Below are 12,463 nucleotides of genomic sequence, written 5' to 3'. Positions count from 1 at the left end.
GATATAATTCTTTTTTACAAGGAGGGAGAAGAAATGCCTCAAAGAAGTTACGCTTTAGCATATATTTTATGGTTCTTCTTTGGCCAAATTGGTGTACATCGTTTTTACACCGGAAGAGTAGGATCTGGCATTATTCAATTATTAATCGGTTTGGTCGGTTGGGCTACAACCTGGTTGTTGATCGGTTGGGTGCCATTGGCTTTTCTTTGGCTCTGGTTGTTTTTGGATATTTTTTTAATACCTGGAATGTGTCGAAACCCACGTTAAATATGCTTGTTAGTGCTGGTAAGTAAAAAGATGTTTACTTATCCATCAAATAGAGAATAGGAAAAGGGACTCTATTGATGGGAGTGGATCATCATAACACTTACATTAGGTATAATCTTTGTAATAGCAGCTATCATATCTGCTTTTTCTGCTATCAAGCTATCTACTTATGCAGATCATATAAGCAGAGAAACAAAGCTAGGCGGAATGATGGCAGGCACCATATTATTGGCTGTAGCAACCTCCCTACCAGAGTTAACTGTGTCTATTTCAGCCGGTATAATTGGCAATGTCGACATCGCCGTTGGTAATGGGTTTGGTAGTATCCTATTTAATTTCTTTGCACTATTTGGTTTGGATTTAATTTTTCGCAAAAAGCAGTTGTTTTTACATGGAGCCAAGCACCATGTTTCCACAGGTTACCTTGCGCTTCTTCTTTCCATTATTACAATGTTTGGTTTATTTACCAACACCTCTTTTTCAATATTTCATGTTGGTTTAACAAGTTTAGTAATTGTTGCTGTATATGTAATTGGTCTGATCCTTATTTCGTCATTACAGAAAAAGGAGAATAGTGAAATAAGGGAACAAACAACCAATTCCGGAAAAGGAATCAGCAAAACATTAATTAAATTTTTACTATTTTCCATTGTTATTTTAGTGTCTGGAAGCGCGTTGTCTCTCTCTGGTGATCGGTTGGCTAATGAAACAGGGCTTAGCGCAACATTTATTGGCAGTATATTAGTTGCTATGGCTTCCTCCATTCCCGATGCATTAAGTGTTTTTACAGCTTTAAAATTAGCTAATATTAACATGGCTGTAGGAACAATCCTTGGAAGCAATTTATTTAACATTTTAGTAATCGCTATTTCAGATCCCTTTTATCAAAACGGAACATTGTGGCAACAAGCAAATGACCAACTCATCATACTTTCCGTTATTGGATTCCTTTTAACCATTATCACGATGCTTGTAACGAAGCGAAATGTGGCAAGGAATGCATTTACGTATATGGCTCCTTCTTTAACTGTGGTTATAAGTTATATAGGAGTTGTTGTATATATTGTATTAAGCTAACTTGTATCTATGTACTAAATTAAATGCATCGGTCCGATTACCGATGCATTTAATTTGTATGGGGACAGTTAACTTTAAGATTAGAATTTCCTATTTCTCAAAAAAGCCATGATGGAATTACTTTCCATCATGGCTATTAATATGCTCGTTATTGACGTTTTTTTGTCTTTTTATTATGTTGTCTTTCCATCTCAGTTAAAGGCTCATTGGCAAATTCGTGATCCATTTTATTGGTAAGTCTCTTAGCGATCGGCTGGTCACTACTATATGGTGTACTTGTTAACTTCTTTTTATTTTTGCTCATTTCCACACCTCCTCATCTTAGTATGTAAAAATGAGAAAAACGTATTCTAATAATGTCCTAATTAGAATCAATTAATTTAATGATATAGTTTTTCATATCCACAAAACGCCTATAGGGAGGCTTTTCTTTTGTACCAGCAATAATTAAAGGCACAAGTGACTCTTGCCTGTGAAGAGAGCCATGTGCTGCCCCACTAAGATGAAATGGAGTAGATTGTGCTTTAAACTCATATCCTGGTTTTGCATTAACAATAATAAAATTGCCCTCGTGGGAATGTAAGGCACCTGATAATCGTGCCAAAGCATCCGGGTAGTCTCCATAAGATAAATATTGGTTATTTGTTAGAGTGAGATCAAGTAGATCCAGTTGCCCCTCAATACTCCAATTTTGATTATAAATATCCGTATATAGTCCTCCTGCCCGGTAGGTAATCATGCCGTCTTTTATACCTGAAACTACATGAATATTTTCTCCATTTTTCCAAGCAATGATATCAACACGTGATTCTTTTCGGAGCAATTCAATTAACTTACGAATGGAAACGCTTTGGTTTAAAAGGTAAATATACGCCATACGCTGGTTTACACATATTGCAATTTGATCCTTACTTTTTGGTCTTCGTTGTATTTGCGCAATCCTAAACTGTTTAAATATTTTTCTTAAATCAATGATACATTTGCGATAACTGGTCCCTGTGGCAGCATGGCCGTTGTCTCCAATTACCATCCAGATATTTTTTTCCAGTGCCTTTTCCCAGCTGGGATACATATTTAATATCTTCTGAATTTCTTTATCAATTTTTTTAATAAGCTTTATATCCGTAGGTCCTTTAAAATGAATACGTGCATCCATATCCTGAAAAATACAGAAGGTGAAACTTGGCAACTTGTTTTTACGGATTAGATAACGTAATTCTTTTGCTGTATATTTATAATTTCCCGCAGCAATTTGTGTAGGGACTCCCCTTTGTCTGATTTTCGAAAAAGTACCCAATGAAAATATGGGAGGAACCTGAGCTGTCCACTCCCCATTTTCAAATTCGGTGAACGCACGAAGTGTTTTCGGTGTTTTTAATTTTTGAGGCTTATTTCCACGATATACAAATGAATTTATGGAAGCAGAATGCAGTTTTTTCTTTCCCAATTCTTCATAAATAGTTGTAATGTTTGCGCCTAAATGTTCATGATTCAGTCGGTAAAGCATGTTGTGAACGGATTGGCGCCACCCAATTCGAAACGTCTCTCTCAACCCTGTCCCATAATTAATAAACTGCAAATTTCGTGTATCGAACCAATGCAGACCGGGAATTCGGTGTTGATCTGGGTAAGTTCCCGTTAAAAGTGAACTATCAATCGTTACAGACATAGTTGGAAAAGAGGTAACCATATTAGAAAAATACATTCCATTTTCCATTAGAAATTTCAAGGCTGGTGTTTGATCTGTTTGTACAGCTATCTCAAGAGCTTGAGGCATCAAGGAATCGATATTTAATAAAATTACGGGTTTTTTTGAGGGTTTATTATTCTTCATGATTATCCCACCATCTTCCAAATTCATTACTGGAACCATTATCCTGTTAATTAAATTGCACAAGTTAAATGGTTCTATGCATTATTCGAAAATGAATAGGTGTGAAAATGCAAATGCTCACTAGTAAGGAACCCAGACTAGACACATACTCTCAAAACAACTGCAGTTATACCGGCACTAAGCGTCCCGTTCGTCGGAGCTGAACAGCACTGTTATGCATAACAACATACTAATGCCCAAAAAATTCAGGTTCTATGGCAAATGTTGGGTTACAAACGTTACAAACCTTAATTCGTAGTAAGAGGGAAATGCGAATTAAAGAAAATTTACTTTTCTTTTTAATGTGGAATAACACCGCTACGGAAAAATACTTCGCTTTTCGGGGGCGGCTGATGAGCCTCCTCATGCTACGCATTTCGGGGTCTCACCGATGCCTCATCTCCCCCAGAAGTCTCCGTATTTTCCTACGCTAAGAGTTACTTTTTAGCAATAAATAATTTTAGTATTAGGTGTAAAAAGTCGCTTTACATCGTCAAGGAACAAGTAAAAAGCCCACTCTGTATTTGAGACTTTAAAGCTCATACAAATTGATTGGAGTGGAGGGCGGCGACTCCTGCCGGAATAGCATGAGGCGAAGACCCTGGACGGAGCGTAGCGGAGGAAGCGGCTGAGGCCATGCCGGCGGAAAGCGTCCGCTTGGAACGCAAATCAATGGGTGCTTCTTCTATAAAATTAATTACTCCATCCGCCACAAATTACTTCGTAGTTTATCTAATTTGAGAATCATTGCATAACCTTAACATAAATAGTAGAAACAAAAATATACGTTTGTTATAAAAAAGCTTTGCAGGTCCATTAACACTGCAAAGCTTTTTTTACTTTCTTTGTAAATATTCAATAGCTGTTTTACGTTATGAAATGTGGATAGGTTAGTGAAGCTTCCTTGAATACTTGTTGTTTTAACTGCTAAATCAGGACGCATACCTGCTACAACCAACTCTTTTCCCATTAAAGAAACCAATTGTTGTAACTTTAAAAATTTGGAAGCTATGTATGTATCTACTTCATGCAAACCGGATAAATCTACTATAAGATAATCCTCCTCTGCCGTTTCCAAATAGGAAGAAACTTTATTAAACATGATTTCATACCGATTATCATTAAAGTCTCCTATAATTGGTAAAATAGAGGCATTATTAGTGATTGGGACAATCGGAGTAGATACAAGTTCCATTTCCTTTAAAGTATTATCTAGTAATCTTGATTGTTCTTTTTCAATTGTTACATCCTTTTGAACACCAACAAAATACAGCTTCTGTTCTTCTTCTAACCACATGGGATCAATTGACAACTCATTCCAGAACCCTGTACCGTCTTTTTTATAATTATAGAGCTGTATAGTAATGGACATCTCATTTTTAATTGCCTCTCGAACTTTTTGCACACTTTCTATATTCGTATCCACACCCTGTAAAAAGCGGCAATTATGTCCTACTATTTCTTCCCTCGAATATCCTGTCATGTTTACAAAACCATCATTTACAAATATGATTGGATTATCTGCTTGTGCCGGATCAGTAATAACAAGACCAACTTTGGTGAAATTTAATGCTTTTTCAAACAAGTGTAAATTTTTCCCTGTTATGTCCATATCGTCCCCCCTCACGTACATTCTACATGTCTTTTATATTAGCATATACATCATTTCTTATACAATGGGAGTAGGTTATAAATTCTATAGTTGTATATTTTGTTGTCTCCTATCAACTAAAAAGCCGGAATAACATCCATATTCCGGCTTTAAGCAAATACTTAATCTTTGTTTCTTCCGCTACGTTTATTCTTCTTGTTATCCAAATTCAAAAACTCGGTATCCTCTGCAATTTCTACATCGTATTCTCGTTGTTTATTAAACTTATTTCGATTATTTTGTGTGCTTTTATCTTTATTGCGATTTTTATTAGCCTCAGACATGAATATTCCTCCTGTTATCTTTGATTCGTGATTATTATTCCCTTTACCACAATAACTATGTAAGAAAGACATGCTTAAGCTTTTGTTCTATTCTTCATTGTTAGTATATCCGCCTATATCACATCTGACGTTGTATACATATATTGCTATTATCCTGAGATAAAGGAGGTTTTCATTATGGGTTCAAATGCAGGATATGGCTACGGTGGAGGCTTTGCCTTGATCGTTGTGTTGTTTATTTTGTTAATTATTATTGGTGCTTCATATGTAGGCAACGGCTACTAAAAGTACCGATAAGAAAGTGAAGTGAAGATATTCATCTTCACTTCTTCTTAAATAAAGGATTACTTAATCAGAAGCATGGTAACAGATAGGAACAAAAAAGGTTAGCTGCCAACTTGATAAACATGGTAGTTTGTTTTTCCTTTCAGGACATTTTCTTGCTGATCAATGCCTTGTTTTGTCCCCCTATTTTTATGAGCAAGTTGGTATGCTTTTGATTGTTGCCAGCCCCTAAAGGAATTTTCCGAATCCCATTGAGTTAGAATCGTATAAGTATCTCCTTCGAGCGGTTTCATAACCCTAATCGCAACAAAACCATCCACCGTTTCAATCCTTTTCGGTCTATTAAGAAACCTCTGCTCAAACTTCTCTCTCGCCTCATGAAACACCGGTACATTGTTTAATACAATAACGCCACTATTTATCAATGCTCCTGACTGATCAATAATTTCATACATGTTCTCATCTATTGACATATGATTGTTTCTTTCTCCAATAACTACTTTAGCATCGCTTTCCAAAGAATTCATAATTATTTCCAATTTTCATCTTCCCCTATTCATATATAATATTTTTATAAAAAAACTAATTGTTCCTTTTATTTTAAGGTTAACTCACTTTTTCATTTAATTAACTACTCTTCTTTGCTAAAAAAGTGGATTTCCGCGTGGATATTTTTATCTATTTCCAGAACCCCATATGAAAAATAAGGCAGAGTACGCTTAGACGTAGGAGACCCTGGGTTCATTAATAAAGTCTTTTTAAAATAGCGGATTAAGGGAATATGTGAATGGCCAAAAATAATAGCATCCGGGCTTTCTTCTGTAAATGCTTGTAATGCTCTTTGCTCAGTCGTCTTTTTTTCCCCATGTCCATGTACAATCCCTATTTGAAATCCATTTACTTCTATTAGTTGTTTGTCAGGAAAGTTTGAAGTTATGTCATGTGAATCAATATTGCCATAAACCCCTTTAACCTCTGCATACTGACGAAGCAGATGATAAACTTCCATTGATTTCCAGTCACCAGTGTGAATAATAAGATCGGCTGATTTGCAAGCATTTATTAAACTTAGTGGCAGCTGGACTGGTTTTCCGGATATATGTGTATCTCCAGTTACGATAATTTTCATTTTATTCCACCTTCCAATATTGCACCATGAAATGGTAAAGAGAGTTAGCTTGTATGACTTTTCATCTTCAGTTAACACTAAACAAGAATAATTTTCAATAACAAAGAAATTTCAGCATTGGAAATAAGGGGGAATTCAATCATTGTTTTCTTTTCGAGGCGATGCTCATAAAATTTATTTGCAATTAAAGAACAAAAATAGTAAAACACATAAAGACATTTCAGAAACCGCAGAAATTAAGGCTTATTATGAAAGTCTTGACCGAGAGACACTTCAACTCATTTACTATCGCATGATAAAAGAACAGAATGGAACTGGCATAATCCCTATTTTCGTATCCGCTATTCCTTGGCTTTTGTTTCTCTTTTCTGGAAAAGTGGAAGAAATATTATTTGGAAACGGAAATCTTCTATGGGTAAGTTTTGCTTCAGTATATATGATTTTACTTACCCTCAGTGTTCTATTTCACTTTAAAGAGAAGGCGTGGGCTGCCTTCCATCTTGAAATAATAAAAGACATATTAGAAAGCTAACTTGTTACTTATCATTTACTTTCCAAAAAGTGATTATTGAGATAACCTGAAAGTATGATCAAATTGGGGGAAGATGAAATGAGTAAACAAGAGAATAGTATAATTTCCAGCGTACCTATTGATTATCAGTATCCGGATTTGCCAACAGGATGTGAAGCAACTGCGCTTTCCATGTTATTGCGTTGGGCTGATGTCAAGGTAGATAAATTCATGGTCGCAAATACACTAAAGAAAGGTGAAAAAGTTCATCTGGTGGATGGGAATTGGTATGGGGCTAACCCAAATGAAGAATTTGTAGGAGACCCTTATTCCGAAGACTCTAGTTTTGGGGTATTTGAAAAGCCAATCCTAGATGTAGTAGAAAATTTCCTCCCCGGAAAAGGAATGAATTTAACTGGAAAGCCATTTAAGACCTTGATCAATTATCTAAAAGAAGGCCAACCAGTTATGGCTTGGACTACACTTAAGCAGCAAAAAACCTTCCATAGCAAATCTTGGTATGATAAAAATGGCCATAAAATAGATTGGTACCGATATGAGCACGCCGTAACCATGGTCGGATTTAACGAAAAGTATGTGTTCGTTAATGACCCAGACACAGGTAAGCAAGAAGCGTATGATCGAATTAACTTTGAAGAAAACTGGTCTTCTCTTGGAAGGCGGGCAATTAGTATTGCTAAATAAAGTTGAAATAAACAATTTTTAAACAAATAACAGCTAGTGATTATACTCTTCTACTACTGTTTAAGCTTCAAAAATAAAACCAGGTTCTTCATGCGAACCTGGTTTTTGTAAATACATATTACGTATTCTATTTTACAATTAGTACAGGACAGGTGACACGTTTAGCTACTTTATGACTAACACTGCCAAGGATCATTGTCTGTAATTTATTAAGACCTCTGCTTCCAATTACGACGCAATCCACGTCCTGTTCTTGAGTAAACTTAATAATGGTAGGACCTGGATCACCGTGAAGAATATGAACCTCGTATTCTACTCCAGACTGCTTGAGTAAGTATTCTACCTTATAAATCTTCTCTTTCCTTTTTTGCTCAATTTCAAACTTGCTATTGCTGTGCAATACATCCTCTTTTGAGGTTTGACCGTCTACCACATAAATCACCTGAATGATACCTGAAAATTTGTTCGCTAATTCAACTGCATAATTTGCAGAGCGAATAGAATTTTCCGAGCCATCGGCAGCTAAAACTATCCGTTTGAACATATTCTTCACCTCGTTTTAAATTATAAAATTAATGTCCAGATGCTTTTGATAATCCACCTATTTGCTTTTTCAAATGCATACTTTCTTCATTTAATCCTCGGTAAGAAACTTGGATACCATTCTGTTCAAATTTCATTTCTATTCTGTCTAAAGCACCGACTGCAGAATCATCCCAAAGATGTGCATTACTTAAATCTATTTCAACCTCATTAACTATATCCATATAATTAAACTTTTTGGGAAAATCGTTTACAGATGCAAAAAATAATTGGCCATTCACATGGTAGATTTTTTTCTGATCATTATCCACTAATTCCTCTGTCACTTTTACGCGTGAAATTTTTGCCGCAAAGAAAATAGCACTTAATAACACTCCTGCTAATACACCTATAGAAAGATTATGAGTTGCAAGTACAATCCCTACAGTTGTCACCATAACAAGTGCGTCAGTACGGGGTAGTTTATTTAAGTTTTTCACAGATGCCCAGTCAAATGTACTTATAGATACCATAATCATTACACCAGCCAACGCAGCCATTGGAATCTGTACAACAAGTCCTCCCATTACAATAATGAGAAACATGAGAAATCCACCTGCCACCAAAGCAGATAAACGACCTCTTCCACCTGATTTTACGTTAATAACAGATTGACCAATCATCGCACAACCGGCCATTCCGCCAAAGAATCCAGCCACAATATTTGCAATACCCTGGCCACGGCTTTCTCTGTTTTTGTCACTTTCTGTATCCGTCGCATCATCTACAATATTAGCAGTCAATAAAGATTCTAATAGACCAACAATCGCTAATGACAAGGAATAAGGAAGGATAATCGTTAAAGTCTCCCAAGTAAACGGTATAGAAGGAATTAGGAAGACAGGTAGTTCCTGTGTAAGTGCACCCATATCACCTACAGTACCTACATTTAAATTACCATAAATTGCAATGGCAGTAACTACTATAATTGCTACAAGTGTCGATGGCACAGCTTTAGTAATGCGCGGAAAAATATAAATAATTGCCAATGTCAATGCAACTAATGCATACATAATCCAGCTTTCTCCTACAAAATGTTGTAGCTGGGCGGTAAATATTAATATTGCAAGCGAATTAACAAAGCCTACCATCACCGAACGTGGTACGAACTTCATTACTCTAGCAAGTTTAAAAACTCCAAATAATATTTGAAAGATTCCTGTTAAGATTGTTGCGGCAAATAAATATTGCAAGCCATGCTCAGCAACCAATGTAACCATCAATAATGCCATGGCACCTGTAGCTGCAGATATCATTCCCGGACGCCCACCTACTATTGCAATAACCACCGCAATACAGAAGGAAGCATACAATCCAACCATAGGGTCAACCCCAGCGATAATGGAAAATGCAATTGCTTCTGGTATTAATGCCAATGCTACAACAATACCTGATAGGATATCTCCCCTTATATTGCCAAACCATTCCTGTGTCAATTTTTGCGTATTCAATACAGCACCTCTTTTTCATTTAAAAGTTAACTTTTGTGCATCACAAAAGCATGTTCCGTGTACAACAAAATGAATCATACCATATGGCAGAAAGATTACCAAACGTCTGTAAAGCGCTGTCATTGTCAAAATACGCCCGTTTTCTTTTATTTTCTTCATTTAACGCCTATATTTTATTAAACACACAATACCTTATACTCATTTATAACCATTTATAATGGAGTCTATTTATTTATTATTTTTGTAAAAAGACAATAACTTTATGATATGATAACTATAGGTTAATTGTTTGGAGGCGACCTAAATGACACCGGAAATTATGACTGTTTCACAGGTGGCTGAATATCTGCAACTCAGTGAAATGACGACATATAAGCTTGTTCAGGAAGGAAAGATTCCTGGATTTAAAATTGGAAGACATTGGAGAGTAAAAAAAGAGGACTTAAATGAATTTATCGAACGATTGAAAAACGGAGAACGTCTATAGAAAGACGTCCAATTTTTACAGGATTGATTTGATGGGGAAGGCAGGAAACACTGCCTTCCATTTTTATTAGGCATTAGTGCGGTGGATAAGCTTTTTCACTGCCGATTAAGCTGAAAGGATAAAATATAAAGCGATCATCTATAATGAGAATGATCGTTTTCATGTAGTGTCACCATTGTTCATGTAGTTCGGTTATCCATGGACTCCTGATTCTTTCTTTTCACTTCTTCCACATTGGTATTGCTATAAATATTAGTACCGTGACCACCAGTAGTTTTAGCAATAAATTCTTTTGCTTGATTGTACGTTAAGCCTGATTGCTGTGCTTGCTTCATAAGTGGATCTTCGTTCAAATTAGACATATTTTCTTCGCTCATATACTAACCTCCATTTATGGATTATTTTATCCTTTAAAGTAAAATTCATTCATGAGCGAGGTGTTTTATGGAAATGACTATTATATAAAAAGCTCATTGGGAGTCCCCCAATGAGCTATGTTACTTACATTTCTTCTTTAATTCCTTTTTTAACTAAAATCCAATTTGCGGGATAACTAGTGAGGAAACCGAGTATCATGGCAATTTGCATCATAAACCAGTATGTTGCTTCAGTAGGTTTTGGTGGCTGAGCAAATAAGACATAATGAACAATTGCCATCCAACCAAACATGCCAATTTCAAACATAATTAATGACCATGTATCAGCTTTAATAGCATTTTTTAAATTCTCCATTACTCCTGCTTCTTTATACATTGGATAGATAGCATAAAATTGAAAAAGAATCCCAAAAATATATGCTAATGTGAACTGGACTACATAATGTGCAAATAAAGTTGTGCCGAGCAGTGTAAAGCCTGTCAACATGACTATTGGGACACCTGCAGCATCGCCAAGCGTACAGCCTGATGAACAATGACTTGTTGACATGAATACTTGGGCACCTTTGCCTCTATTATCTTCTCCATCATAATCCTTTGCCTTTAATCTACCCCACTTAAAATAACTCCATATGGCAAATGGCCCAAAAAACCAGCCATTAATTGGCCACACCACATTCATAATGGTCATCATTTGCGGATGTTTCATTACATCAATGATAATGATGATGGAACTAATTATACCGATTCCTAGAGCAATCCAAGAAATCGTTGTTAGCAAACGATCACCTCCATACAATAAGTAAAAATTAGTATAGTAAAACATACCCGTAACGGATATGATTAAACGTTAGCCATATAGGGTATTCTCTATATAGCTAATATCTATGTCAAAACATAAGTAACTATCAACAAATATATATAAGGAGAATGCAGGATGCGCCTTTGGCATGAAGATTTAATTACATATTTACCTCGTCAGCAATTACTTGGCCAGCATAGGGAATGCTGTGCGTTAAGAGGAAATGGATGGGGGAAGAAACATAGCACAGTAAACTATGTGTTCAACTATTCACCTTATCTGCTTTACAACTATCATATGAAGATTATCACTGAAATGAAACGTCGTGGTTATCAAATTGACCGATTATGGGAGCATCCGGCATATCGAGGGAAAAGCTGCTCACCTTATGATGAAACAGAAATAAAAGAGCAACATCAAAAAGCTAGTTCCCCTATATATGGTGAGCATAACCAAAAATATTTACAAGAATGCATTGAAAATCTAAAAGAAAAAGGAATTGAGTTGGATTACAATTGAGCTTTAACCTTCAAAACGCACCTCCAATATTGAGCGGGAGATGCGTTTTTGATTATTTATCATCATTTTTGCTTTTGGACTTAGGCTCAGCTATTCTTCCCAAGAAAAAACTATCAACTTCTACTAGCTTACCACGCCATAAAATTTCTCCTTTTGACGGAGTGGGTTTACTGTCACCACAATAAATCTTTGTATTTTTTAAATGAATATAATTTACTTCTTGTTGATTACCGGAATCGACTGACTCACCTGCTTGTGAAAGCTGCTGACTTACTTTCTGAGAGATTTCGCTACCATCCTCAAAGGATTGACTCATATTATCAAAATACTCTGTAGCAGAAATTAGTGTACCCGTTACAATAGCTCCATGAACCAGCAAGGAAATATCCAGTTCAAAATCATGTTTATTTGCAGCTGTTACGAAAAACTCCAAAATATTATCCTTCGAATTTTCACTCATTGC

18 protein-coding genes are annotated in these 12,463 nt (G+C 35.9%); 7 read left to right on the top strand and 11 right to left on the bottom strand.

The features are described 5' to 3' along the window. Positions 1 to 33: 33 nt before the first annotated feature. Together X953_RS07685 and X953_RS07680 are read left to right on the top strand one after the other, a co-directional pair. A complete protein-coding gene (locus tag X953_RS07685; protein WP_040955050.1) occupies positions 34 to 267 on the top strand; it encodes a TM2 domain-containing protein in 234 nt (77 codons plus the stop codon). Between the two features lie 87 nt (positions 268 to 354). Then, entirely contained in the window at positions 355 to 1,344 is a 990-nt protein-coding gene (locus tag X953_RS07680; RefSeq protein WP_369792741.1) for a sodium:calcium antiporter, read from the top strand. 148 nt (positions 1,345 to 1,492) lie between these two features. On the opposite strand, the gene sspO is transcribed toward X953_RS07680, so the two are convergent. The 4 genes from sspO to X953_RS20045 form a co-directional block, all read right to left on the bottom strand. Beyond that, positions 1,493 to 1,648: a small acid-soluble spore protein O gene (sspO, locus tag X953_RS07675; RefSeq protein WP_040955048.1), complete on the bottom strand. Its 156-nt coding sequence runs from the start codon at positions 1,646 to 1,648 to the stop codon at positions 1,493 to 1,495. A gap of 57 nt (positions 1,649 to 1,705) precedes the next feature. Beyond that, a complete protein-coding gene (locus X953_RS07670) occupies positions 1,706 to 3,178 on the bottom strand; it encodes an alkaline phosphatase family protein (protein ID WP_040955047.1) in 1,473 nt (490 codons plus the stop codon). Positions 3,179 to 3,974: 796 nt separating this feature from the next. Next, positions 3,975 to 4,829: a PAS domain-containing protein gene (locus X953_RS07665; RefSeq protein WP_084715645.1), complete on the bottom strand. Its 855-nt coding sequence runs from the start codon at positions 4,827 to 4,829 to the stop codon at positions 3,975 to 3,977. A 161-nt stretch (positions 4,830 to 4,990) separates the two neighbouring features. Next, positions 4,991 to 5,152 (bottom strand): hypothetical protein, encoded by a 162-nt coding sequence (locus X953_RS20045; protein ID WP_198023328.1) that lies wholly within the window; start codon positions 5,150 to 5,152, stop codon positions 4,991 to 4,993. Positions 5,153 to 5,329: 177 nt separating this feature from the next. Between X953_RS20045 and X953_RS19465 the strand changes: the two genes are divergently transcribed. Then, positions 5,330 to 5,437: a YjcZ family sporulation protein gene (locus tag X953_RS19465; protein WP_084715644.1), complete on the top strand. Its 108-nt coding sequence runs from the start codon at positions 5,330 to 5,332 to the stop codon at positions 5,435 to 5,437. Between the two features lie 101 nt (positions 5,438 to 5,538). On the opposite strand, the gene X953_RS07660 is transcribed toward X953_RS19465, so the two are convergent. Beyond that, positions 5,539 to 5,976 (bottom strand): antibiotic biosynthesis monooxygenase, encoded by a 438-nt coding sequence (locus X953_RS07660; protein ID WP_052350086.1) that lies wholly within the window; start codon positions 5,974 to 5,976, stop codon positions 5,539 to 5,541. 92 nt (positions 5,977 to 6,068) lie between these two features. After that, entirely contained in the window at positions 6,069 to 6,566 is a 498-nt protein-coding gene (locus X953_RS07655; protein ID WP_040955046.1) for a metallophosphoesterase, read from the bottom strand. A 142-nt stretch (positions 6,567 to 6,708) separates the two neighbouring features. Between X953_RS07655 and X953_RS07650 the strand changes: the two genes are divergently transcribed. Together X953_RS07650 and X953_RS07645 are read left to right on the top strand one after the other, a co-directional pair. Next, positions 6,709 to 7,098, top strand: a complete 390-nt coding sequence (locus X953_RS07650) for a hypothetical protein (RefSeq protein WP_040955045.1) — start codon at positions 6,709 to 6,711, stop codon at positions 7,096 to 7,098. Between the two features lie 78 nt (positions 7,099 to 7,176). Next, positions 7,177 to 7,782 (top strand): C39 family peptidase, encoded by a 606-nt coding sequence (locus X953_RS07645; RefSeq protein WP_040955044.1) that lies wholly within the window; start codon positions 7,177 to 7,179, stop codon positions 7,780 to 7,782. Positions 7,783 to 7,909: 127 nt separating this feature from the next. Here the strand turns inward: X953_RS07645 and X953_RS07640 are convergent, their stop codons facing one another. Both X953_RS07640 and X953_RS07635 read right to left on the bottom strand, forming a co-directional pair. Further along, entirely contained in the window at positions 7,910 to 8,326 is a 417-nt protein-coding gene (locus tag X953_RS07640; RefSeq protein ID WP_040955043.1) for a universal stress protein, read from the bottom strand. Between the two features lie 28 nt (positions 8,327 to 8,354). Next, positions 8,355 to 9,815, bottom strand: coding sequence for a SulP family inorganic anion transporter (locus tag X953_RS07635; RefSeq protein ID WP_040955042.1), 1,461 nt, complete (start codon positions 9,813 to 9,815; stop codon positions 8,355 to 8,357). 304 nt (positions 9,816 to 10,119) lie between these two features. On the opposite strand from X953_RS07635, the gene X953_RS07630 reads away from it, so the two are divergent. Beyond that, positions 10,120 to 10,302: a helix-turn-helix domain-containing protein gene (locus tag X953_RS07630; protein WP_019378953.1), complete on the top strand. Its 183-nt coding sequence runs from the start codon at positions 10,120 to 10,122 to the stop codon at positions 10,300 to 10,302. 179 nt (positions 10,303 to 10,481) lie between these two features. Here the strand turns inward: X953_RS07630 and X953_RS07625 are convergent, their stop codons facing one another. Next, a complete protein-coding gene (locus tag X953_RS07625; protein WP_040955041.1) occupies positions 10,482 to 10,679 on the bottom strand; it encodes a hypothetical protein in 198 nt (65 codons plus the stop codon). 124 nt (positions 10,680 to 10,803) lie between these two features. Next, positions 10,804 to 11,460 carry a DUF4396 domain-containing protein gene (locus tag X953_RS07620; RefSeq protein WP_040955040.1) on the bottom strand — a complete coding sequence of 219 codons (657 nt, stop codon included), beginning with the start codon at positions 11,458 to 11,460 and terminating at the stop codon, positions 10,804 to 10,806. A 156-nt stretch (positions 11,461 to 11,616) separates the two neighbouring features. Here X953_RS07620 and X953_RS07615 point away from each other — a divergent pair, with 156 nt between their 5' ends. Beyond that, complete coding sequence (locus X953_RS07615) at positions 11,617 to 12,000, top strand: TIGR02328 family protein (protein WP_040955039.1); 384 nt, start codon at positions 11,617 to 11,619, stop codon at positions 11,998 to 12,000. 52 nt (positions 12,001 to 12,052) lie between these two features. Here X953_RS07615 and gvpU read toward each other — a convergent pair whose 3' ends face one another. Continuing rightward, positions 12,053 to 12,460, bottom strand: coding sequence for a gas vesicle accessory protein GvpU (gvpU, locus tag X953_RS07610; RefSeq protein ID WP_040955038.1), 408 nt, complete (start codon positions 12,458 to 12,460; stop codon positions 12,053 to 12,055). Positions 12,461 to 12,463 lie beyond the last annotated feature (3 nt).

Source organism: Virgibacillus sp. SK37, from assembly GCF_000725285.1.
Classification (GTDB): Bacteria; Bacillota; Bacilli; order Bacillales; family Amphibacillaceae; genus Virgibacillus_Q.
Note: the sequence above shows the minus strand (reverse complement) of the source record. Positions and strands in the feature narration are given on the sequence as shown.